The organism is Psychrobacter pocilloporae (genome assembly GCF_029872915.1).
GTDB classification, from domain to species: Bacteria; Pseudomonadota; Gammaproteobacteria; order Pseudomonadales; family Moraxellaceae; genus Psychrobacter; species Psychrobacter pacificensis.
This window is the reverse complement of sequence record NZ_PGFT01000001.1, coordinates 2,405,511-2,429,841: the sequence shown is the minus strand read 5'-3', so window position 1 is coordinate 2,429,841 and position 24,331 is coordinate 2,405,511. Positions and strand designations below refer to the sequence as shown.

At 42.7% G+C, this 24,331-nt stretch carries 20 protein-coding genes and 1 tRNA gene; 11 read left to right on the top strand and 10 right to left on the bottom strand.

The annotated features are described in order from the left end of the window. The first annotated feature begins 65 nt into the window (after window positions 1–65). The 3 genes from CUR83_RS10340 to CUR83_RS10330 all read left to right on the top strand — a co-directional run bounded on the left by CUR83_RS10340 (window position 66) and on the right by CUR83_RS10330 (window position 2,206). Entirely contained in the window at window positions 66–374 is a 309-nt protein-coding gene (locus CUR83_RS10340) for a septum formation initiator family protein (RefSeq protein WP_058024088.1), read from the top strand. A gap of 130 nt (window positions 375–504) precedes the next feature. Next, entirely contained in the window at window positions 505–1,239 is a 735-nt protein-coding gene (ispD, locus tag CUR83_RS10335) for a 2-C-methyl-D-erythritol 4-phosphate cytidylyltransferase (protein WP_284719598.1), read from the top strand. 358 nt (window positions 1,240–1,597) lie between these two features. Further along, window positions 1,598–2,206, top strand: coding sequence for a BLUF domain-containing protein (locus CUR83_RS10330; RefSeq protein ID WP_223333206.1), 609 nt, complete (start codon window positions 1,598–1,600; stop codon window positions 2,204–2,206). A 271-nt stretch (window positions 2,207–2,477) separates the two neighbouring features. On the opposite strand, the gene CUR83_RS10325 is transcribed toward CUR83_RS10330, so the two are convergent. From CUR83_RS10325 to pyrC, 3 genes are all read right to left on the bottom strand, one after another. Further along, window positions 2,478–2,553 (bottom strand) — tRNA-Glu (locus CUR83_RS10325). A gap of 531 nt (window positions 2,554–3,084) precedes the next feature. Then, a complete protein-coding gene (gene rnt, locus CUR83_RS10320) occupies window positions 3,085–3,864 on the bottom strand; it encodes a ribonuclease T (RefSeq protein WP_223333204.1) in 780 nt (259 codons plus the stop codon). Between the two features lie 164 nt (window positions 3,865–4,028). Continuing rightward, window positions 4,029–5,099: a dihydroorotase gene (gene pyrC / locus CUR83_RS10315; protein ID WP_093071330.1), complete on the bottom strand. Its 1,071-nt coding sequence runs from the start codon at window positions 5,097–5,099 to the stop codon at window positions 4,029–4,031. Window positions 5,100–5,392: 293 nt separating this feature from the next. On the opposite strand from pyrC, the gene CUR83_RS10310 reads away from it, so the two are divergent. Then, window positions 5,393–6,631 (top strand): argininosuccinate synthase, encoded by a 1,239-nt coding sequence (locus tag CUR83_RS10310; protein ID WP_071002124.1) that lies wholly within the window; start codon window positions 5,393–5,395, stop codon window positions 6,629–6,631. A gap of 145 nt (window positions 6,632–6,776) precedes the next feature. Here the strand turns inward: CUR83_RS10310 and CUR83_RS10305 are convergent, their stop codons facing one another. Then, entirely contained in the window at window positions 6,777–8,054 is a 1,278-nt protein-coding gene (locus tag CUR83_RS10305) for a hypothetical protein (RefSeq protein WP_284719597.1), read from the bottom strand. 141 nt (window positions 8,055–8,195) lie between these two features. On the opposite strand from CUR83_RS10305, the gene CUR83_RS10300 reads away from it, so the two are divergent. Then, window positions 8,196–8,711: a L,D-transpeptidase gene (locus CUR83_RS10300; protein ID WP_223333200.1), complete on the top strand. Its 516-nt coding sequence runs from the start codon at window positions 8,196–8,198 to the stop codon at window positions 8,709–8,711. A 238-nt stretch (window positions 8,712–8,949) separates the two neighbouring features. Here the strand turns inward: CUR83_RS10300 and CUR83_RS10295 are convergent, their stop codons facing one another. Both CUR83_RS10295 and CUR83_RS10290 read right to left on the bottom strand, forming a co-directional pair. Then, window positions 8,950–10,536 carry a CYTH and CHAD domain-containing protein gene (locus CUR83_RS10295; protein ID WP_284719596.1) on the bottom strand — a complete coding sequence of 529 codons (1,587 nt, stop codon included), beginning with the start codon at window positions 10,534–10,536 and terminating at the stop codon, window positions 8,950–8,952. Between the two features lie 154 nt (window positions 10,537–10,690). Continuing rightward, entirely contained in the window at window positions 10,691–12,277 is a 1,587-nt protein-coding gene (locus tag CUR83_RS10290; protein WP_071002119.1) for an isocitrate lyase, read from the bottom strand. 653 nt (window positions 12,278–12,930) lie between these two features. Between CUR83_RS10290 and CUR83_RS10285 the strand changes: the two genes are divergently transcribed. Next, window positions 12,931–13,920 carry a LysR family transcriptional regulator gene (locus CUR83_RS10285; RefSeq protein WP_071002118.1) on the top strand — a complete coding sequence of 330 codons (990 nt, stop codon included), beginning with the start codon at window positions 12,931–12,933 and terminating at the stop codon, window positions 13,918–13,920. A gap of 366 nt (window positions 13,921–14,286) precedes the next feature. Further along, window positions 14,287–15,666 (top strand): NAD-dependent succinate-semialdehyde dehydrogenase, encoded by a 1,380-nt coding sequence (locus CUR83_RS10280; RefSeq protein ID WP_071002117.1) that lies wholly within the window; start codon window positions 14,287–14,289, stop codon window positions 15,664–15,666. Between the two features lie 271 nt (window positions 15,667–15,937). Here CUR83_RS10280 and purN read toward each other — a convergent pair whose 3' ends face one another. Both purN and purM read right to left on the bottom strand, forming a co-directional pair. After that, on the bottom strand, window positions 15,938–16,621 hold the full coding sequence (purN, locus tag CUR83_RS10275; RefSeq protein WP_071002116.1) for a phosphoribosylglycinamide formyltransferase: 684 nt from the start codon (window positions 16,619–16,621) through the stop codon (window positions 15,938–15,940). After that, window positions 16,621–17,670 (bottom strand): phosphoribosylformylglycinamidine cyclo-ligase, encoded by a 1,050-nt coding sequence (purM, locus tag CUR83_RS10270; protein ID WP_071002115.1) that lies wholly within the window; start codon window positions 17,668–17,670, stop codon window positions 16,621–16,623. The genes purN and purM overlap by 1 nt, the downstream gene beginning before the upstream one ends. 323 nt (window positions 17,671–17,993) lie before the next feature. Between purM and CUR83_RS10265 the strand changes: the two genes are divergently transcribed. The 3 genes from CUR83_RS10265 (at window position 17,994) to CUR83_RS10255 (ending at window position 21,025) form a co-directional block, all read left to right on the top strand. After that, window positions 17,994–19,100: an AI-2E family transporter gene (locus tag CUR83_RS10265; protein WP_071002114.1), complete on the top strand. Its 1,107-nt coding sequence runs from the start codon at window positions 17,994–17,996 to the stop codon at window positions 19,098–19,100. Between the two features lie 316 nt (window positions 19,101–19,416). Next, a complete protein-coding gene (gene hda / locus CUR83_RS10260; RefSeq protein ID WP_093071321.1) occupies window positions 19,417–20,220 on the top strand; it encodes a DnaA regulatory inactivator Hda in 804 nt (267 codons plus the stop codon). 103 nt (window positions 20,221–20,323) lie between these two features. Continuing rightward, on the top strand, window positions 20,324–21,025 hold the full coding sequence (locus CUR83_RS10255; RefSeq protein WP_284719595.1) for a DUF2057 family protein: 702 nt from the start codon (window positions 20,324–20,326) through the stop codon (window positions 21,023–21,025). A gap of 119 nt (window positions 21,026–21,144) precedes the next feature. On the opposite strand, the gene CUR83_RS10250 is transcribed toward CUR83_RS10255, so the two are convergent. Next, entirely contained in the window at window positions 21,145–21,630 is a 486-nt protein-coding gene (locus tag CUR83_RS10250) for a Dps family protein (protein WP_284719594.1), read from the bottom strand. Window positions 21,631–21,886: 256 nt separating this feature from the next. Then, window positions 21,887–22,546: a YcxB family protein gene (locus CUR83_RS10245; RefSeq protein WP_058025884.1), complete on the bottom strand. Its 660-nt coding sequence runs from the start codon at window positions 22,544–22,546 to the stop codon at window positions 21,887–21,889. Between the two features lie 486 nt (window positions 22,547–23,032). Between CUR83_RS10245 and serS the strand changes: the two genes are divergently transcribed. Further along, a complete protein-coding gene (gene serS, locus CUR83_RS10240; protein ID WP_284719593.1) occupies window positions 23,033–24,319 on the top strand; it encodes a serine--tRNA ligase in 1,287 nt (428 codons plus the stop codon). Window positions 24,320–24,331 lie beyond the last annotated feature (12 nt).

Genomic DNA, 24,331 nt, shown 5'->3' with positions numbered 1-24,331 from the left:
TGTATCGCCTAATCATCTTAAAACTCTTATATCATTCTTTCTATGTTATTTGGCGTTGTCCTCTTATGAAATATTTTAGCCAATTTATACTACTTGCTCTAGCCGTTGCAGTGCTTTTGGGATTGCAATATCAGTATTGGCTGGGGGAAAATGGCCATTTTGAACATAACAAGTTGACGGCTCAAATTGAAGAGCAACAACGCTTAAATGATAACCAAGTGGCAGCAAACAATCTATTACGTACCGATGTGCAAGATCTAAAAACTGGACTTGAGGCGGTAGAAGAGCACGCTCGCTTAGATTTGGGCTTAATCAAACCAAATGAAACTTTTGTCCAAGTATCAACTGCACCAACGACGCATAGTAGCTATTAAGCTATAGCTATCGATCTGTATGATGTGATATCAAGCCCCATCATTTATTATAAAGCCATCCGTCATTCTTATCATTTTCACTATCTCTCTTTAAATATATCGTCATGGGTTCAACCATGAGTATCACACTATGAATAAAACCCCTAATATACACGCCATGATCGTCGCAGCTGGTCGCGGCAGCCGTTTTGGTGCATCCATTGCCAAACAGTACACAATGCTACAAGAGCAGACGTTGTTGCAGCACAGCGTGGCTAGGCTTGGTCATAGCGATTATATTAATAAATGCCTATTGGTCGTAGCAGCAGACGACAGCACAGCGCAGGAGCTAAAGTTTGAGCTTCCTATATATTACGCAGTTGGTGGGGCCGAGCGTTGGCAGTCAGTGCAGGCAGGGGTAGAGGCCATCAGTGAGTCAGGCGCCGATGATTCGGATTTGGTACTCATTCATGATGCGGCACGTCCCGCTGTACCGAGTGTAGATGTCGATCGAGTTATTAAAGCGGCCATGAGGGAGCCTTATGGTGCTATCTTAGCGACACCGGCGGCCGATACGTTGAAGAGCTCCTATCAGAAAATCACACCTACTGAGGAAGATAGACTCATTCCTTATGCGAAATGCACTATTGACCGTAGCAACATATGGCAAGCACAAACCCCGCAAGTTTTTCGTTTAGGTCAGCTAAAACGCGTCCTACGCTATGTGTCTGAACATCAGCTTAGCATCACAGATGAAGCCAGTGCTTTTGAGCACTTAGCGCTACCTATACGTTTGGTGCCGGGTAGTCGACAAAACATCAAGCTTACGTATCCTGATGACGCCATATTACTGGCAGCAATTCTGGATATCCAATTCTCACATTAATCAAATTTATAGATTTGCTTCGTATTTATATCAGATAACTCAAGGTAATGACTGTCAATATCGCATCAATTTCACGGCAATTTTTAGATTCAATAAAAGTTAAGATATATTAATTTAATATATAATATATATTTAAAACATGTTTTTTGTATATAAGCAAGACTATCAATTAATAAAAGGTTGCTTTGATGACCAATCTAACCTATGATGTAACTAACTTAATACAATTAATATAAAAAGCTTATAAAATCAATAATATATCAGACCGATTCATTGCGCTTAGTTATGTTGTCTCTATATTTTCTGAAGTTAGCATGATTGTTTTAGCGACATTTACCTGATAATAGGGAGAAGCTGATTGTCAACAATCAACGATTCAACAAATCCAGTAACGACAGATCTCTGCCAGCTTGTATATATAAGCCGGATTACCTCTACTGGTCTTTCAAGTCCTAGCACGCTTAATGATATCTCAGAGATCGCGGTCGAACGCAATCAAATAGATAATATCACGGGTATTCTTTGCTATGGCAATGGCTACTTTTTGCAGTGTGTCGAAGGCTCAGAGCAGGCACTAACCAACCTAAAAAATCGTTTGTTGATAGATGATCGACATAAAGAATTGAAGGTTTTAGATTTTTCTGAGATTACCAAACGTCGTTTTGCCAGTTGGTCATTACGTTCAATTACCCTTGAGCGTTGGATGACTAAAGAGCCTGAGCTTAAAAAGTTAATGCCATTTAAGCCGTATGAGTGGGATTCTAATGAGTGGCAGAAGTTCTTGGACATATTGCAGGGCTACTATGAAGAGCAAACGAGAACAGGTAACGTTGATACGCCTCCTGTCAAATACAGTACGCTAGGGGTGACGTTGAGTAAGGTCGTTGGTCAACACCAAGCATTCTTTTTAATTCAGACGGTACTCGGCTTGATGATAGCTGCCACATTGCTATGGCTAATGCTGTAATCGATAAATAATATAGTTATAGGCGTTAATTCTCTTATGATTTTAAGTATGTTCATACGATTGCTCATCGAGCTAAATACTAATTATATCTAGTTGAGCAGACAAACAAGAAAAAGCCAGCATTGATTCAATGCTGGCTTTTTCTATTTAAACAACTAGCTTGGATATTAAGAGCAGACATAAAAAACCCCCACTCATAACATATTATGAGTGGGGGTTTCGGTGGTACCATTGTTAGTCTTATTGAGTGCTAACAAGTGACGCCAAATAGTGGCGTCCCCAGGGGGATTCGAACCCCCGTTACCGCCGTGAAAGGGCGGTGTCCTAGGCCTCTAGACGATGGGGACTAGTAACAACACTTCAACTGCTTTCACCATTTATGCTGAAGTGGTGCGTATTTTAGTAGCGTCTGCGTTTCCTGTCAAGCCTTTTTCTACGTCTTTTTAAAATTAAATATCTTTTTTTAATTGCACGGCGAGGATGGAGATCATTGCGCTTTAAATGATACCGAACCCATAGGGAAGTACAAACACTAATAGTTAAAGCGAGCAACATATAGCCTAGGATGGTTCCCCATAACTTAAGTTGTGGATCCATAATAAAGTTCCTCCTATTAGGCCTCGATAGTATTCGCTAACAAGGCAGAGTGAGCAACTTGAACTATCTATAGGATATAACTGCATCGCTTAAGCGCGACATTCATCATAAGTAGTCATATTAGTCGTCCAAAAATATGACATTTATTATTATACAAAATAATTCCATCTGCTTATCGTGATATCAATCATATCCCTATTGATTATCAAATCAAGATGTCAAAGTCATCAAATATTACAAATAGCACTATTATGTATGATTGGCAATATATGATATGTGACTTATTCACTATCGTTATCAGCTGATGCTTCTGTAGCTTCTTCATTGTGCATCGCATTAGCGAGCATAGGATAATTATTGAGTATGTGACAGAACAGCTCGGCTGTCTTTTGAGTGTCATACAGTGCTGAGTGAGCATTTTTACCATCAAACTCGAGTCCTGCTGCCTTACATGCCCGTGCTAGTACAGTTTGTCCAAATGCCAGTGCAGACAAAGTCACGGTATCAAACACTGAAAAATTGTGAAAAGGATTGTGATTCTTACTATTGGTACGTAGCACAGCTGCATTGAGAAATGCCAAATCGAAATGCGCGTTGTGTCCAATCAGAACACATTGACGGCACTCTTCTTCGCGGCGTACTTCTTTTAAGCCTTTAAAGATACGGCGAAGGGCCGTTTTTTCATCTTCAGCAATGGCTTTGCGCATTGGGTTGTTAGGGTCTATACCAGTAAAGGCAAGGGCACTGGGCTCTAAATTTGCCCCCTCAAATGGCTCAATATGCGCATTGAATGCCTCACCTGGGTAAAATACGCCATGTTCATCAAGTAGTACAGGAATACAGGCGATTTCTAGTAGCGCATCAGTCTGAGAGTTAAAACCCGCTGTCTCGACATCGACGACGACAGGCAAAAACTTACGAAATCGGTCTTTTAGACTCAAGGGTGTTTGCTCATCGTCGCCCTTGTCTTCAGTAGCAGCACTTGGAATTACGTTCAGGTCGTCATCCGTGGAATTTGAGACATCTGCGTCAGGCAAGGTTGCTGTATTTTGATTGGTCATATCAAGTTCAATCACTTTTATCAGTCGTGCTGGTATATGGAATTGCACATCATTATTTCATAACATCGATAACGCCTTTGCACTAATGAGGTTTAGTACAAAGGTATCATTGGCATTATAGAAAAAATAATAGGTTGCTTTGTTAGTGCTAGGCTGTGTGGCTACTAAATCTTAAGCGACCAAGGTAACGTTTCACCTGCCATGAGCGGCGTTAATGATGCACCATCAAAGTAAGGGTAGTCGTTTGGTACTTGCATAGGCGTGTTGACAAGCGTAATAGTACTCTCGTTTAGAGGTAGACCGTAGAACTGCGCGCCAAAGCGACTGGCAAATCCTTCTAGCTTATCTATTTTGCCAACGCTATCAAACGCAGTGGCATATAACGGCAGGGCAGTTGCTGAACTATAGCAACCAGCACAGCCGCAAGCGGCTTCTTTCTTGTCGGTAGCATGTGGCGCAGAGTCGGTACCCAAGAAGAATTTTGGATTACCACTCGTGGCCACATCCAACAGGACTTTTTGATGGCTTTCACGCTTCAAGATAGGTAAGCAATAAAAGTGCGGTTTGATACCACCAACTAATAGATGGTTGCGATTAAACATTAAATGCTGAGGCGTAATAGTAGCAGCAACATGGTTGCCTTGAGCCAATACAAAATCTGCTGCATCGCTGGTCGTTATATGCTCTACCACGATTTTTAATGTTGGAAATTTGACGATGATTTGCGCCAACACTTCATCTAAAAAGCGTTTTTCGCGATCAAAGATATCTATATGGTCTTGCGTCACTTCACCATGTATCAATAGTGGTAAATTGTGCTTTTCTAGTGCTTCAAATACATCGACACAGGCATTGATATTGGTAACACCATCGGCAGAGTTGGTGGTCGCTCCAGCAGGATAAAGTTTGACCGCTTGTACGATGCCTGACTGTGCGGCCAATTCGATATCTTGAGCAGTGGTATTGTCCGTTAAGTACAGAGTCATACGTGGATCAAAGGCTGATTTTCGCTCAAGACTTAAATCGCTTGCTGCCAAAGTTTCCATGATACGCGCGCGATAGGCCTGCGCATCATGTGCATTTTTGACTGGCGGCACAAGGTTTGGCATACAGATCACACGGTTAAAGCTACCTGCTGCGTGCGGCACAGTGGTGCTCAAAGCCTGATAGTCGCGCAAGTGAATATGCCAATCATCTGGCTGAAGGATGGTTAATTCTCTAATCGAATCAGTCATAGTGTCAAAGCGCTCTATATCGTCAAATAAAGGAAAAAAAGAGGATAATACTGTGCGACTATCATAACAGATTTGCCCAGTTGACTAAATATAAGGCGAAATATCTGTACATAATTCATTGAGTACTATTTAACCCTTTTTAAGATTTAAGCCAAAAGCACACGCCTTATGGCAGTTAGACTTTTGCCTATAGTAAATATGATGTACACTGAGCAGGTAATTTCTTTTTAACTTGCTTACGATTTGATCTTAGCGCGTTTACTAAAACTAAATTCTCATAACAGGAGTTTTTCATGGCTCAACTTGATCCAAAAAATATTAATAAAATCGTATTGGCATACTCAGGTGGTCTTGATACCTCAATCATCGCTAAATGGCTGCAAGAAACCTATGATGCGGAAGTGATCACCTTTACCGCTGATATCGGTCAAGGCGAAGAAGTTGAGCCAGCACGAGCCAAAGCTCAAGCAATGGGTATCAAGCACATCCATATCGAAGATTTGCGTGAAGAGTTTGCCCGTGATTACGTATTCCCGATGTTCCGTGCCAATGCCATTTATGAAGGTGAGTATTTACTCGGTACGTCTATCGCTCGTCCACTAATCGCAAAGCGTTTGGTTGAGATTGCTAAAGAACACAATGCCGATGCCATCAGTCATGGCGCAACTGGTAAAGGGAATGACCAAGTTCGTTTTGAGCTAGGTGCTGTCGCTTTGTCACCAGACGTGGTAACGATTGCTCCTTGGCGTGAGTGGGATTTATCAAGCCGTGAAAGCTTAATGCAATATGCCAAAGAGCATGACATCGCTATTGATTATGCAGGCAATAAGAAAAAATCGCCTTATTCAATGGATGCCAACTTGCTACATATCTCTTATGAAGGTGGCGTTCTAGAAGAGCCGTACACTGAAGCAGAAGAAGACATGTGGCGCTGGTCTGTCAGTCCAGAAGACGCGCCTGATGAAGCGCAATATCTAGAACTAGAATACAAGAAAGGAGATATCGTTGCTATCGATGGCGAAGCCCTAAAGCCTTATGAAGTCATGATTAAGCTGAATGAAATCGGCGGTAAACATGGTATCGGCCGTTTAGATATCGTTGAAAACCGTTATGTTGGTATGAAGTCACGTGGTTGCTACGAGACGCCAGCTGGCACAATTATGCTAAAAGCCCATCGCGGTATCGAGTCACTAACGCTTGATCGTGAAGCTGCCCACCTAAAAGATGAGCTCATGCCACGCTATGCAAAAATCATCTACAATGGCTATTGGTTCAGCCCTGAGCGTATGATGCTACAGGCATTAATTGACAAATCACAAGAATACGTCAACGGTACGGTACGTGTAAAATTATACAAAGGTGCTGTGAGCGTCGTCGGTCGCAAGTCAGATGATTCGTTATTTGACGAAAAAATTGCAACTTTCGAAGATGATGCAGGTGCTTACGATCAAAAAGACGCAGAAGGTTTTATCCGTCTAAATGGTCTGCGTTTGGCTATCGAAGCTAGCCGTGGTCGCGATTTGTCTAAATAAGCGTTTCGATTATACATAGTTAATTAACTATTTAGCTCAACAGCAATAAAAAAGAGGCCTATATAAATAGCGCCTCTTTTTTTATGGCTGATGCGTTTCTATCAAGACTCCGTTTTGAACATCAGTTTATTAAAAGCACATGTCTTTATTGAGCTTGTGCTGTCTCTGCCGTATCAGACTCTTCATCGTCCACTCTCACAATAGCGACATCTTGTTGCTGCCGCTCATCAGTGATATCTTGTGCTAATATTTCTTCGGTGGCGAGCACGACGCCATCAGACTTTTGCGATTGATATTTGAGTGTAGCGAGCGCCCCCAGTACACCGATGACAAGTATAATAATAAGAATGACAGGGTTTTTCCAAAGCGGTGTGGAAGCATCATATTCTATCGGCTTTTCGCTCGTTGTCGCTGGCGTGTTGTCATTATTGCCACCGATCAATCCTAAGCTTACCAAAGGTGGCTTTGGTGGATTGGCGGGTTCAGAGTTGATGCGCAGTCGGTTTCGAATAAGATAAATATCAGAGATTTTCGCCAACTGCAGTAACCAGCGCTGATGTGGCAAAGCAATAGCATGCATCTCTTCAAATACCAGCATGTCGTTGTGACGACCCTGCGGCAAGTTCTCCGGTGAGCGTCCAATAGCTTTTAGGTAATTACCCGTTGCCAATTGCATGTCTTGTACAGGTTCATGGTTTTTAGGCTCGAACCCTGTCAACTCGTACCAGTGGCTATCAAAAGGTGGCGGGGTGCTTGATAGCTGCTCAGCGTGTAATAGTTTGAGTTCTACACTCTGCGCATGATTTTCCAAAGACTCTTTGTTTTCTACAGACTCTGTCAGTGTGGCCGGCTCGCTGTTAGCACGCTCTGACTCAAGAGTAGGCACTGCTTGCGTTTGTACATTGTTAAAGCGTGCTGCGGACAAAAACTGTGGCTGTAGGGCAAACCATTTATTCATCTCGTCACTATCGAGTTGACTGTATTCTGCCAAGATGGCCAGTTCTCGAAGGACAATCACGCATAAAGAGGTGAGTAAGATTTGAACTTGCTGCGTTTTTGCTTGAATATCTTCAGCAATATGATCACTGATTTTTATCACACGGGCGCTGTTATTAAAAACGGCATCTGCTGCATCGTTTCGGTGATATAACGTCGCCTTAAGAGTCGCAAAATTCATGGAGTTATATTGTCGTAACTCTTTGACAGCAGCACGTCCAAATAGTCTTTTGCTGAGTGCTTGTTCTTGATGTTGCTGCTGATAGGCAAGAAGCGCGCTCACAATAGCTTGTAGACTGGCATCCATTGCCAGCCTCGCTTGTGGCAATGAGAGCTGTGCGGCATCAGCCAAAAGTGGCAGCATAGGCTTGGTATCATGATATAAAAAATCATACATCGACACACGTGTCGGTGAAATAGTCGTCATAATCTGCTAGCATCAAAAAGTGTGCCTCTATATTACGGTGCCAAAAGCATTGACACAATCCCTTGATAATAGAAATTTTGAATCAGTTTTACTAATTACCTTAACAGTTATCTTATGGATGATTGATAGCGGGAAGCATTTATGACGAATAATGAAACTTTTAATAAACATCTAGTGATTAATATTGCTAAGCAGACATTAACAATGCATAAGCAGCAAGCTGAGGTCACTGAATATACCGTCTCTACGGCAAAAAATGGCATCGGTAGTCAGCAAGATAGTGGTTGCACGCCACTTGGTCAGCATATCATTGCAAAAAAAATAGGCGGCAGTGAGCCTATGAATGCTGTGTTTGTGGGCCGTGTGCCGACTGGCGAGGTGTATGATGCCGCTCTTAGCACGTTACATCCCAAGCGTGATTGGATACTGAGCCGTATTCTTTGGTTGAGCGGTTTGGAAGAAGGCTCGAATAAAGGTAGCAACAGTCAAGGTGGCTGTGATACTTATGAGCGCTACATCTATATCCACGGCACACCAGATACTGAGCCGATGGGTATACCGCTTTCACATGGCTGTATACGTATGCGTAATACAGATATCGTGGAATTATTTGAGCAAGTCGAAGAGGGTATGCCGGTAATGATCGTTGCAGATTAACGAAGATTAATTGTGCTTATTATTTCTACATTTCTATAGCATATTTACTTATCAGTATTTGAGCCAAAAAATCCGATGACGGCTAAGGATGGTAGTGAAAGGTATAAATATTGAACGATAAGATCGAAGCGAAAAATAAAATGGTTTATCTATAAAAAAGGACAGCTTCATTGATAAAAGCTGTCCTTTTTACTAAGCAATGTATCTTTATCGAGGTATCTTTACCGAGTAAGACGTTTTACCAAAATGTTGAGCTGTCTTTAAATTTAGCCAAACGCGTTTCGATATAAATTGGGTCATCGGTGAGCATGGCAGCAAACCAACCTGCACCATATAGAGCATTGGTATCTTTCGCTGATTTTAGGGCATAGAACTGTTGATATTGATTGTCATCATTGCGTTGCTCTAGCGCTATGTGCGCTTTTATCAGACGCTTTAACCAACGTTTGGTTTTCTTCTTGGCTTTTTTCTTACTTAACAAAGGCGCAGAGAACTCACTTATGTAGCGTAACGCTTTTAGGTGATCGCATAGTAGCGCTTCGTCTTGATTATCCTCAGAGATATCCATATCAACATTTACATCATCGCTCACAAGATCGGTACTGCTTACTTCATCAGTTTCTTTATCTGCTTTGAGGCACTTGTTATATTGTTTCGATAGAATTTTTGCTAGCTTGTCGAGAGCAAGTTTATCCGTTTGAGGCTCAATACTAGGGTCACTCATGGTAAAGGCAATCAGCTCTAGCAAGGTGAGCTGAAAGTCATTGGCTTGCAGTGTATTGATCGGTGTGATTTTTATGTTCTCGATATCTGTCGTCCAATCAACAGCAGGGGCTCCGAGTGCCTGTAGCTCAGGCTCGATATAGGTATTGATATGAGTGAGTTGGTAATAATTGTCCAGCAACGACGAGGTTTGCTTTAGTATCGGTAGCCAGTCAGGATTGATCTCGTCAGAAAAGCTATCAAATGCTGTTAACGCAGCCTGCAAGCGCTCAAGACCAATGCTTACCTGCAAAACATGCTCGTCATCAATGCTTCCAGCGACGATAGCACTGCTATTTGGCAGTATCTGTAATAGACAGTTATGTACGGCTGCTCGTATAAAGGCGGGCATGCTACTGTCTTTGTTCAAATCTAGTTGGCTTAGGTCAGCGCCAACTGCTGGACTGTGGTTCTGTCCGTTGATGAGCAAGCCACCGTTCTCAGCTTTGGTCACGGTAGATAGACACAGCTTGTAACGTTTGCACCATGTTTTGGCTGTCGTAAACAAAAAATCTAAATCTCCTGACACCAACTCGAACTCTATCTCCTGAATGGTTTTTCGCTGAGAGTCATCAGTACCATGGACAATTTCTCCATGATCGTAAGCCATCTCGATACAACTATCAGTTTCGTCACTACTATCTTCTATCAGTAAGCGCGTGGTGCGCTCGACGTTGGTGACATACAGTCGTGTTAGGTTTTTTGCTAACTTTTTGAGTTTGAAGTCAGCCAATGCAGAGGCGACAGGAGTTTCTGCATATATCGTCAAATCAGGCATCAGCCCATTATTATGAAGCATTTCCTGCACTTGCTTGTCATCTAACACAGCGTTGTGCTCCAAACGAGTGGCAATGCCATCGCCACCAGCTTTGATGGTTTGTACCCAAGTATCGCCTTCTTTGCGAATACGCAGACCGATACCTGCCTGTGCAAGCTGCTGGTCAGGAGTATCGTAGTAATGTGCAGCCAGTTGCGTCACTTGGGAAGATTTAACTTTTACTTGCCGCATTAAACCCTTTAGACGTGACTCTGGTACCAAAAACTTCAGCTCTATCTCTTGCATATTGGCTCCTAATAATTCTGACTGATGGCTTTGATTGACGGTTTTGCTTGATAATTATTAGTCTACCACTCTCTGATTATTTAAACCGCAATAAAAAACCGCCCTACATGATATAGGGCGGTTTTTTAAGTACGTACTGCTAGTCTAGGGTTTATTAGAACTGGTTCATCGTGTTCTTGCCACCACCAGCTTTTAGTGCGTTATCACCAGAGAAGATTTCTTTGTGGTCATCGCCAAGGTCAGAACCAGCCATTGCTTGGTGCTTAACACAAGAGATGCCTTCGCGGATTTCTTTACGTTGTACGCCAGCTGCATAAGCAAGCATGCCTTCTTCACCGAAGTAACCTTTAGCAAGTTCATGAACGCTAAGAGCAGTCGTGTGGTAAGTCGGTAGCGTGATTAGATGATGGAATACACCAGCTTCACGTGACGCATCACGTTGGAAGTTCTTAGCGGCAACGTCAGCTGCTGCATCAAGCTCAGTACCGTCGTAGTCAGCACTCATCAAGTCATCTTTATTGTATGCAGAGATGTCTTTACCTTCTTCTTCCCATTTCGCGATGACTTGCTTACGGAAGTTAAGCGTCCAGTTGAATGATGGGCTGTTGTTGTATACAAGCTTGGCTTTAGGCTGTTGCTCTTTGATACGGTCAACCATTGATTTGATGTGCGCAACATCTGGCGTTGGCGTCTCAATCCATAGTAGGTCAGCACCATTTTCTAGAGCAGTTACACAATCTAGAACCACGCGGTCGATGTTGGTGTCTTCGCGGAATTGGTATAGACCGTTTGCTAGGCGTACTGGGCGTACCAATTTGCCATCACGTTTGAGCAGCATGTCATTTTCTTTTGCTTCGTCGATTTCAATCTCTTCAACTTCAAGGAAATCGATGTACTTAGAAGCAAGATCACCTGGTTCGTTTGATACTGGGATTTTTTGCGTCAACGATGCGCCTTCAGAGTCAGTACGAGCAACGATAACACCGTCTTCGACACCAAGCTCTAAGAATGCATAGCGGATGGCGTTTAGTTTGGCGATAAAGTCTTCGTGCGGTACAGTCACTTTACCCGCTTGGTGACCACACTGCTTCACATCAGATACTTGGTTTTCGATCTGAATGGCACAAGCACCAGCTTCGATCATTTGCTTAGTCAATAGGTAAGTCGCTTCTTCGTTACCGAAACCTGCATCGATATCAGCGATGATTGGCACAACATGTGAATCAAAGTTTTCGATTTTTTCTAGGATAGCTGAGGTGTCTTGACCCGCTTCTTCAGCAGCATTTAGCTCACGGAAGTAGTCGTTCAATACTTTAGCGTCAGCTTGACGCAAAAACGTGTAGATTTCTTCGATTAGCTTAGGTACTGATGTTTTTTCGTGCATAGATTGGTCAGGTAATGGACCAAACTCAGAGCGTAACGCCGCTACCATCCAACCTGAAAGATAGATATAAGTTTTAGAGGTCGTACCGAAGTACTTTTTCTTAGCATACATGGTTTGCTGTGCCACAAAACCATGCCATGCACCTAGAGACTGTGTATACTGAGATGTATCATTGTCATAATCTTCCATGTCTTGACGCATGATTTTTGCAGTATACTTTGCGATATCCAAGCCCGTTTTAAAACGGTTTTGTGACATCATACGTGCGGCATCAGTCTCGCTAATGTTCTGCCAGTTGCCGTGCTTTTGCTTTAATTCACGTACTAGGTCGATCGCTGATTTATATGCAGTTGACATCTATAGTCTCCTTGGTAGGGTGTAAAAAATAATAAATTGAGCGTTAAAGTAATAATTTGCGTTATCAATAAATTTGGTAGTGATGCTATCAATACCTCGTAAAGGTCTTCTTTACCCTAAACAAACCTGTGCATGAATACAAGAAGATTGCTGAACTCAGCAGTTGACAAATAATTACTGATGTATAGTGTTGATTCAGCTTGTCCATGTCTATCAAAGGTGTTTGAGCATTTAATAAACAGCGTTGTCATAATTAGCAACAAGAGATGTTACAATTATACTGACACTTGGTAGTGTTTCACTGTCGAGATAAACCGTTACTATGCTATTTAACTATGTTGTTTTTTGGACGATAACCCGTTCGTAAAACTCAGGTTTGTGGTCTGTACCGCAAATCCTTTATGGAACTCACTATAACTGCCTTACCAAGATTTATCTAATTTATGATACTTATCTTTAGTATTTTTATAGGTTATAATGTAGTCATAACAGTATCTTATGGTGATGAAATTGAGTTATGCTGAGTATCTTTTGCGGTAAAACCAATAAAAATTCGCAAAATTATGCGGTCCTAGATCGAAAATCACCATTTCAGTACTGATAACACCAAGCATGCCGTGGTGCTTGTCTTTTAAAAGCTAAGAGAAATACATATGAATTTGCAGCGGGTTGATTTAAATTTATTAGTCCATCTAGATGTGTTGCTACGAGAAAAAAACGTCACTCGCGCAGCTGAGCAGCTTGGTATCACCCAGCCTGCCATGAGCAATATCTTGCGCCGTTTGCGTAAGTTATTTAATGATCCATTGCTGGTGCGCTCCTCTGAAGGGATGACACCGACTGAGCGCGCCCTTGAGTTGCAGCCACGCATCCGTGAGATACTTGCAGATTTGACTCAAGTACTAGAGCCGCGTACCGAATTCCGTCCTTATAGTACCTCTCGTGTTTTTCGAATCATGACATCAGATTATGCCGAAGCGACTTTGGTACCGAGGCTAGTGAAGGCACTACGTTCGGAAGCACCCAATGTCATTTTGGATTTTTTGACACCCTCAGATGTCTCTTATCGCGATATGGAGCAGGGGCGTGTTGATTTGGCGATTAATCGTTTTAATGAGATACCACAGAGCTTTCATCAAGTATTGGTATGGCGTGATACGTTTAGTTGCCTGCTATCGTCTGAAAGCCCTTATGCCAACCGCTTTAATCTGAAAAACTACCTAAAAGCGCAACATGTTTGGGTATCTAAAACAGGGATGGGCGTGGGATTTGGGGTTAATCCAGAAAAATCAGGTGGCCTAGGATCTATTGATCAGGCATTGCAACGTTTGGGCCAAAAACGCCAAATTAGCGTCTTCACTCGTCATTATCAGATGCCAGCCATGCTTGCCGCAAATAAAGACTTGATAGCGACATTGCCAACCCGTGTGGCTCGTATGCAGGCTAATAACGACAGTATTATTATGGAAGAACCGCCTTTTTTTATTCCTGAGTTTGAGCTGACCATGGCATGGTCACCATTGCTACAGCACCATCCTGCTCACCGTTGGTTGCGTCAATTAATCATGCATGTGGCACGGCAAGTAGTGGCTGAGGAAGAAAATCCACCACAAGAAATACCTGTCATTAATCACTTGTTTTAATGAGACTTTTTACAAAGTAGTAAGTATCTTATAGTAAGTAATCAACTCATTTTGAATATTATTGTTTAACCTATATTTGGTATATTCAACGAACCAAACCAGCCACTAGGCTGGTTTTTTTGTTTAGTGTTGCTATGTAGTCTTATTCAATATTTAGCTATTCTTAATAAGAAGGTTACACTGTTAACATCTTCAACACACTTCACAATATATTGTAAAACTCTTCGCCAAATACCTTGTTATGATAAGCACAGATAGAAAACGACTTATCGATTCATTTATTGAGTTATCCTATCAACGCAATACCAAACAATTAAAAGTGCCAATAATACTGAATATATAAAATCAAATAATAAGGACATCTACATGTCAGATATTACTACTGTTAACCCAGCAACGGGTGAAGACATTAAAAATTATGACTATATGACCAACGACGAAGTTAACAAAATCGTTGATGCGTCACATAATGCATTTTTAGAGTGGCGTACGGTGAGCCATGAAGAGCGTGGCCGTATCATTCAATCTATCGGTGACAAGCTGATGGAATATAAAGAAGAGCTTTCTCGCCTTATGACCGAAGAGCGCGGTAAGCTCTATGGGCAAAGCCAGCAAGAAGTTGATCTATGTAAAGCAATTTGTGATTACACTGCTGAAAATGGTGTTGCTGCGCTTGCCGATGATGAGCGAGATATCGAAAGCATGAAAAAAGGTATCGTGACTTATCAGCCAATCGGTGTTATCTATGGTATGCAGCCATGGAATTTCCCAGCGTACCAAGTCTTTCGCTATGCCATTGCTAACTTGATGGCAGGTAACAGCGTGCTACTTAAGCATGCAGCAAACGTCACAGGTTCTGGCTTATTGATCGAAAAAATATTCCACGAGTCTGAACTGCCAAATGATTTATTCCGTACAATTTTGATTGACCATGACCAATCAGAAAAATTGATTGAAAATGACAAAGTACGTGGCGTAACGCTCACAGGTAGTGATGCTGCTGGTCGTATCGTTGGTCAACAAGCGGCCAAAGCAATCAAAAAATCAGTACTAGAGCTCGGTTCAAATGACGCCTTTATCGTACTAGAAGACGCCGATATAGAAACCGCTGTAGAGACCTGTACCCAAGCCCGTTTAGTCAATAACGGTGAAACTTGCGTAGCAGCGAAACGCTTCATCGTGGTCGATAGCGTGTATGATGAATTCCGCAAGCGTATCGTAGAAAAATTTGAAGGTACAAAATCTGGCGACCCAATGGATGACAGCTCAGACATCGGTCCATTGGCGCGTGCAGACTTACGAGATCAGTTGCATGAGCAAGTAGAACAAAGCGTAGCAAAAGGTGCAACGATTGCTGTTGGCGGTAAAGTACCAGAAGGTAAAGGCAGTTTCTATCCAGCAACTATCTTAGAAAATGTCGAGAAAGGTCAACCTGCCTACGACGATGAATTGTTTGGCCCAGTGGCGTCATTGATTCGCGCCAAAGATGACGACGATGCAATGCGCATTGCAAATGACAGTCGTTACGGCCTAGGCGGCGCTATCTTCTCAAAAGATGAAGAAAAAGCCATTCGCTTAGCCAGTGAGCAATTCGATACTGGTATGGTCTATATCAATGGTTACGGTCTTGCCAATCCTGCACTGCCATTTGGTGGTGTGAAGAACTCAGGCTATGGTCGCGAGCACGGCGGCTTTGGTATTAAAGAGTTTGTCAACATCAAAGCAGTACACGTATTTGGAAAATAACAGAGAATAATACGTAAAACTGTTAAAGACTAAAAAGAAAAACCCAGCTACTTAATAGCTGGGTTTTTTTGTGCGGTTGAAAATAGGGCGTGTCCCTATTTTAAAAATGGTGATAAAAATGAGATAAATCATAGGCAAACAAGGAAAATAACGCAGGTAATATCAAGATATTGACCAGCTATTTGACACCGTTTGCCAAAGATTTAGCCATTTTTAGCCCATTTAGTCATAAACACTTGAATTAGGGGCACGCTCTAATATCTTAAAACAACTAAGCGTCAATCAATAGACGTAAGGGCAGGGCCGGCAAGATGCTAGAGGCTTGCTCACTTGGCGTTAATGACACGCCGCCAATAGCGATTTGTAATATCGTCCACGGCAATAGTTGATGCTCCAGCACTTGTACGCGCTTTTGCAAACTATCAGGCGTGTCGGTATGACGAATAAGCAAGACCCCTTGGCTTAACACTTGTCCTGCATCCAGCTCGGCGGTGACCACATGGATACTACAGCCGTGCTCACGCTCACCTGAGCAGAGTACACGGGTATGCGTATCTAGCCCTTTATAAGCGGGAAGTAGCGATGGGTGCAGGTTAATCATCGGTGCAGGCGCGTTATCAATAAAGTCTGCACTCAATACCCGCATAAAGCCTGCCAAAACGACCAAGTCAGGCTGCCACGCTTCAAGCTGTGCGGTGGCGTGCTTTTCAAAGGTTTTGATGCCCATGCGCTTGCCGCTCTCTACGTGCGAGAGTACGGCGACCTCGATGCCTGAGTCTTTGGCGCGGGTGACGGCATAAGCGTCGTCGCGATTACTAATGACACCAACGATTTCAATCGGTAGCGCACCTGCTTGCATGGCGTCTATGAGGACTTGTAGATTACTGCCACTTCCTGATACCAAAACCGCAATGCGTAATGGTTTGACAGGTTGGCTTGTCTGATCAATTGACATTAACGGTATACCACGGCATCGGCTTCACGTTTGACCATTTCGCCAAGTTGCCAAGCGTTTTCACCAGCGTCAGTCAACGTCTTGATCGTTGCTTCAGCTTTGTCTTTAGGCACCACGATGACAAAACCAACGCCGCAGTTAAAGGTGCGGTACATCTCACTTTGCTCAATATTGCCTTGGGTCTGTAACCAAGTGAATAACTCTGAGAACTGCCAGCTGCTGGTATCGATGCTAGCCGCTAGGTCATCAGGGAGCACTCGTGGCAAGTTGTCAGTGAGACCGCCACCTGTGATGTGTGACATGGCATGAAGCGCTGAGCTACCAAGGGTATCCTGCAATGCCTTGATTGCTTTGACATAGATACGAGTAGGGGCCATCAAGGCATCTTGAATAGGTTGACCATCTAGTTGCTCATCGCTAGTAGCCACGTCAACACCGCTAACTTCGATGACTTTACGCACTAGTGAGTAGCCGTTTGAGTGTGCCCCACTTGAGGCAAGTGCAATCAGAACATCGCCTTCGGTAACGTTGTCACCAGTCACGACCTCGCTTTCTTCAACCACGCCCACGCAGAATCCAGCGAGGTCATAATCGTCGTCTTGATACATACCTGGCATTTCAGCAGTTTCACCACCGATAAGCGCGCAGTTGGCAAGTTTACAACCATCGCCGATACCAGTGACCACAGTCGCAGCTACATCAACATCAAGCTTGCCTGTTGCGTAATAATCTAAGAAAAATAGTGGCTCTGCACCGCAAACCAACAAATCATTGACACACATCGCGACCAAATCAATACCGATGGTATCGTGACGATTGAGCTGTAATGCCAATTTTAGTTTGGTGCCCACACCATCAGTACCAGACACCAATAACGGAGAAGTGTAGCCTGTTGGGATACGGCATAACGCACCAAAACCGCCAAGTCCACCCACGACTTCAGGACGAGTAGTGGCTTTTGCAACGGACTTGATTCGCTGAACCAAAGCATCGCCTGCATCGATATCAACGCCGGCGTCTTTGTAGCTTAAAGAAGGCTTGTCACTCATAGTCATCTCACAGTTGGGGATAGATAATTGGAATTAAAAAGTAAGGGAGTCAATCACGCTACAATCAGCGAGATAAAGTTTAAAGGCAAAGTTTAAAGATAGTGCGCGCATTATACCCAAAAACTGACCACACTCGCAAAGCAACTTACCGATATTTGGCTAAGTTTTGCATTAAATGGCAAATAAGCGATTAAGAAACAAAAAATGACTGATTTTTTGTTGTACTCTGCGATAATAAAACACTAGATTTACGACTCCTGACGGCTCAAGTACCGCAATTTTTGTCACTATCTCAAATCAGCCCACATATAGGATTACTTATCATGATAAACCAACCAATCGACCCTTTTTTCAGACGTTTATTTATCGTCGTCGTTTTGGTTGTGGCGCTATTCCTTCTCTACCTGATGATACCAGTCATTGTGCCGTTTATATTTGCTTTTATGCTGGCCTACTTGTTCAACCCTTTGGTAAAGCGATTGTCAAAACATCTCAAACGTTGGATCGCAATTATTATTGTGTACTCTACCATCACTGTAGGGATGGCGCTGTTGCTCTGGTGGTTGGTACCGACATTGTGGCATCAGCTGCAAGCCGCTTGGGAGTATCTACCTAAGATATCTAGTTGGTATAATCAAGTGGTACGAGAGTGGTTCAACAGTAATACTCGTTTTCAATTGCCTGTCTTAGAGTCGAAGGATTTTTCTGAGACGCTGGTCGAGTATATGCAAACGAATTATAAGTTTGCTGATGCCAGTACCATGATGAGCCAAGTACTGACTTCAAGTATGAACTTTATTAACAGTGCAGGACTGATCGTGTTGGTGCCAATTTTAACGTTTTATTTTTTGTTCAATTGGGATCAGCGTTTACAGACGTGGAAGATGGCGATACCAGGAGCATACTGCAAACAAGTCATTGGCATCGCCAAAGAGTGCGATCAGGCTTTAATGGCGTTTATTAAAGGCCAGCTGTTGGTGATGGTGCTACTGGGTGCTATTTATGCAATACAGCTGCAGCTTATTGGTCTAGAGCTTGGACTTATCATCGGTATGGTAGCGGGTATTGCAAGCTTTGTACCTTACTTGGGTTTTGGCATTGGATTTGTGGCCGCTATCATCGCTTGCTTGTTTCAGTTTGGGTTGGATTGGACCTATTTGTTATTGGTTGTTGGGGCGTTTTTGGTCGGGCAAGCTGCAGAAGGTTATATTCTGCAGCCGCTACTATTAGGTGATAAAATTGGTTTATCACCATTATGGGTTATCTTTGCGGTATTAGCAGGCGCCAGTCTATTGGGTTTTGTGGGTATGTTAATTGCGCTACCAGTCTCTGCTGTCTTAAATGTATTGTTCCGCCACCTATATGCGTATTATCTTACGACAGATTTTTATAAAGGTCGTAAGCAATTGCTACTGTTTGAGAAGAAGTAAATATTTTATTATTGAATATAGTGAGCGGATAGCGTACAAATGGGAAGAAAAAAGCAAATGGTTGATCAGGCTTAGTAGGTAAAAGACTTGTCAGTCATTTTGCAAATATGTTATATATAGTCGCAGTGTTGATCGTATCAGCCGTTGCTATATTTTTTATCAAGATTAGCCTAATTAGGGCAATTCATCCATCATAAAAAAGCTATATATCCACTGCACATATTTTTATCAGGTAGTATGGATAGTACTGAATAGCAATTTATTCCTTTTTCTACTGCACTTTTATATTGCACTACGCAACACGAGTTGATGATCCATGGCAGAAGCACAGCTAAGTCTCAATCTGGACATTAAGCATGATGCAAGTCTTAGTGACTTTGCCGGTCCTGGTTGGATGTCTATTATTGATGCAGTGCGGCAATTACATGTCGGCCTGATTGGTCAGTTATACCTGTTTGGTAGCCCTGCGACGGGTAAGTCTCACTTGCTCTCCGCTATTTGTGAGTCATTTATTGAAATGGACAAATCAGCCATTTGCTTGTCGCTCAATGAATTGATCCATACCGACGTCCATGTATTATCTTCTTTAGAAAACTTTGATCTGATCGCTATCGATGATTTAGAAGTGCTTGAGCAAAGTAGTCAGTGGCAAGAAGCGCTGTTTCATCTAATCAATCGTAGCCGCGAAGGGCAGCGCCAGCTTTTATTTGCAGCCAATAAGCCGGCTGGCGACTTACCGTTTCAATTGAGAGATTTATTAACGCGCCTAGCACAAGCACCAGCTTTTAAGGTGCCTACTGGTCATGATTTAGCAGACCGTCAAGCACTGCTTCAGTCCATTTTGCGTCGGCGCGGCTGGCAGTTTGATGATCGAATTATTAATCATTTATTGACTGAAGGGCCACATCGTATCGGTGCAATGATGGAAGTGCTCAATTATATACAGCCAATGTTTTCTAACCTTGGCCGCAGTAATATATCAAAAGCGGTGATCAGTGACGCGCTGCGTACCATTGATGAGCAAACGCTTGCAGCAGAGCTGGCTGATATAGCCCAAGAGACGCAAGTAGACAATGAGACGACGGATCAAGACCAACATACGATGCCACTTGATTTCTAGTCGTAAAACTTTTAATTGTAAGACTTTTAGCAGCAAAAATACAAATAACAGTAAGAATACGAACTTTTTATCCAACCTGCTTTCACTATTAATGGAATAACCTATGAAATCGAATGCTTCTTTGCTAAAAAAATTGACGATTGGACTGTTGTTTGTGGGTGCGACCTCAGTCTCTATGATGTCACAAGCCGCTGTGACGCTATTGGTTGATGACCATATCAAAGTGACTGCCATCAATGGACAAGAAGTTCAGCAAAGTCTATTTCAACCACTAACTAAAGAGTTTACGCTCCAGCCAGGTCAACATGCTATCACTGCTAAGTATGACCGCTTATATAACTTGCAGCGTGATGAGCATGATTACCTGCGTTCAGGTAACGTCAGCGTGACGGCGGAATTGGCAGATAACCAAACGTATCGTTTGACGATGCCGAACCAGCCAGAAGATTACAAAGCCGCTAAAGATTATGCTAAGCAGCCAACACTCGCTATTCAGCAGAACAATACAGTTATCGCAAGTCAACAGGGTATGGCTGGTAATCAAGGTGGACTGCTTTCAGGACTTGGTAAGGCGCTAGGTGGTGTGTTTGGTGGGGCGGGCGATGCAGAATTACAAAACCAACGTGCGATAGCAGCATTAGATCAACCAGCAGCAATGCCAAACAATACTAATGTTGGTACGACCAATATCAAGCAAACCACGAGTGTGAATACCTCTACCAATACCTTAGATTCATTTATGCAGATTTGGCTACAAGCAACACCTGCTGAGCGTGAAAAGATGCGTCAATGGATTCAACAGTAAATCAATCTGTTACAGATCGCTGACCATAAAAAAGCACCCAGTTGGGTGCTTTTTTATGGTTTTAAGTTTTACTGTTATTTGGATTTATTTAAGCTAAGTGTGATCAGCTTAGTAAAGTATTAACCCAAAAAGGCATTGTACATCCATACCAGCTTTTCTTGCTCTTGTACGTATTCATCAACCAGATCAGCGGTACCTTGATCGTCGCTTTCTGCTGCTAATGACGATACTTGACGTTGCTCGGCAATGAGCGCTTGTAAACCAGTTAATACGCCTTTAACGCAAGATGTACCATCTTTGACGTTTTTGTCTTCGCTGATGCTCGTGTGTTGTGCAAAATCGCTGTAAGCGTGAAGTGGTGTACCACCCAGCGTTAAAATACGCTCAGCGATCTCATCAATCTGTAACTGTAGCGATGTGTATAATTCTTCAAATTTTGGATGCAAAGTAAAGAAATGCTCACCTTTGACATTCCAATGATAGCCACGTACATTTAAGTAAAACACATGGTACGTTGATAGCAGTTTGTTTAATTGAGCGATGACTTCGCTCATGTCAGCTTTTTCTAGACCGATCTGGTTAGTAGCGTTATTAGTATTACTCATAATATTGTCCTTGTAATGTGAGTGTTGTTATATAAAATTGAAGAAAGACGAGTAGTAGTTAATTAGCATAAAAATAAAAGTATCTTAACTTTTATTAATATCTATATAAGCTCTAGCTCTTCCTTTGATGCTTATAATAATAGCAAACTATCATTAGTAAGTTAAATATAATAAATTCACTTTTACGATTGGTTTTATAAAACTAAAATTGAGTCTCTCTATCGTTTTTCTAAACGATAGAGAGAGCTGATAACCGTTATGCTGGCGGCTGCAAGTTTTCAGGATTTAAGCCTTTGACCGGAACCACTTCTTGTAGATGTTGACGTACCGTATCGATAGGGAATTTTTGCGCTTGCAAACGTTTCGGAAGAATTTGGCTACCTTGCTGGCCTTTCATCTCAAACATCATAAAAATATAGTCGTCAGTCTCGTCCCAGCTTTTGATAGCAGTCCACGGAATAACCGCTTGCTGAGTTGCACCTGCACGCATCTGCATACCGCGCATTTGCGAGTTTTTCATCATCTCAGGCTGGTTGCTTGGCATTGCCATGACCAGACCATGCTTTTGTACACCAAGCTTCATTTGACGCATTTCATCTGGCATCTCTTGATCAGCAATTTGTTTTTCAAACTCTCTTTTTACATACCATCTAAAGCCTAAAGTACGCGCCAATAGATAAATCACCACACCAACGAGCATCAACCAAAAAATGATGGTTGAATAGCCTGTTACAAAGATGAGTCCTGCAATAGCGAGTACCACAACCACAGCCATAATGATCCATTCTTTGGTTTTAAAGCTTGACAGACCAAAAGAGGGGCTGGCACTGGCAAACAGTTCATATTGGGCTTGAAGGAATTCAGCTTCAGTTAGGTTTAAGGCGACAGGTTGGAGCGTGTAAGGATACAGGGCCATAAAGGTTTCTCAGATGCTTATATTAAAAGTGTTGGGTTTACATCGCCAAAGCCAAGTCATGATGTACTACTTGGCTGTAGGTAAATAAAGGTATGCGCTTATCTTACCGAAAAGTACTCTTAAATGAAACATATAAGCGGATCTGTTCACTGATAGCGGCGATATTAATGGCTTTAATAAAGGTAGATGATCCTTATTAAAGTAAGTTGAACATATAGGATATGCATTTCGGGTAAGTATGACTGGCTATGAATAATGAAAGTAGTAGCCCAAAATCACGCTAAAAGCGCTCAAAAAAGCTCAAAGCATGGTCAAATCTGCTGGGTCTTGGTATGATAGCGGCACCCATATAGTTTGATAAAAAATATGGCAGCATGGCAAGGTAGTTATTGAGTTATGAAGCTTTGCAATAAGTATAAGCTGACCAATAATCATACTAATAATGTTTAAACTTCTTATTCACTTTTAGTGTTACAGGCAACGATTATGATTGATCCAAAACTCTTACGCGGCGATTTAAGCGATTTACAGCAACGACTGGCCACTCGTGGCTATACGCTTGATATGGAGTTTTGGCAGTCGATTGAATCCGAGCGTAAGTCTCTACAAGTCAAAACAGAAGAATTGCAATCGCGTCGTAACGCTGGGGCTAAGCAAGTCGGTGCTCTAAAAAAATCAGGCGAAGATGCCAGTGAGCTATTGGCTGAAATGCAAAGCGTTAGCGGTGAGATCAAAGCTGCTGAAGACGAGCTACGTACTCTGCAAGAGCGGCTGACTCAAGCAGCGCTGCAGATTCCAAATATTCCAGCGGCAGATGTACCAGTGGGTACGTCAGAAGACGATAACGTAGAAGTGCGTAAGTGGGGCACGCCGCGTACGTTTGATTTTAAAATTCAAGATCATACACATATCGGTGAGACGCTTGGTATGCTCGACTTTGAGGCCGCAACCAAACTGACAGGCAGCCGTTTTAACGTGCTAAAAGGTCAATTGGCGCAGCTGCATCGTGCACTGATCCAGTTTATGCTCAACACCCATACCATAAAATACGGCTATCTTGAGACCTATGTGCCTTATATTGTCAATAGCGATAGTCTAAAAGGGACGGGTCAGTTGCCTAAGTTTGAAGAGGATTTGTTTAAGCTAAGCAATCACACGAATAACGATGAGATGGATTTTTATCTGATTCCAACAGCAGAAGTGCCAATGACCAACTTGGTACGCGGAGAGCGTTTGGATATCAAAGAGCTACCGCTAAAATTCACCGCCCATACGCCATGCTTCCGTAGTGAAGCGGGCTCGCATGGCCGTGATACCCGTGGTCTGATCCGCCAGCATCAGTTTGAAAAAGTGGAAATGGTCAATGTTGGCACCAGCGATCAGTCTGATGACTTGCTAGAGGCAATGACAGGGCAGGCCGAATATATCTTGCAGCAGCTTGAGTTGCCATACCGCACGGTACAGCTATGTACGGGCGATATGGGTTTTGCCGCACAAAAAACCTATGACATCGAAGTATGGCTACCAAGCCAAGATACCTACCGCGAAATCTCTAGCTGCTCTAACTGTGGCGATTTCCAAGCGCGCCGTATGGGTACGCGTGTCAAAGATGGCAAGCAAACCAGTTTAGCTCATACTTTGAACGGTTCAGGATTGGCGGTTGGTCGTACGCTACTAGCAGTGATGGAAAATCATCAAAACGCTGATGGTAGCATTACGATTCCAGAAGTATTGCGTCCATTTATGGGCGGTGCTGAGACTATTTCAGTTTAATAAATGGACTAT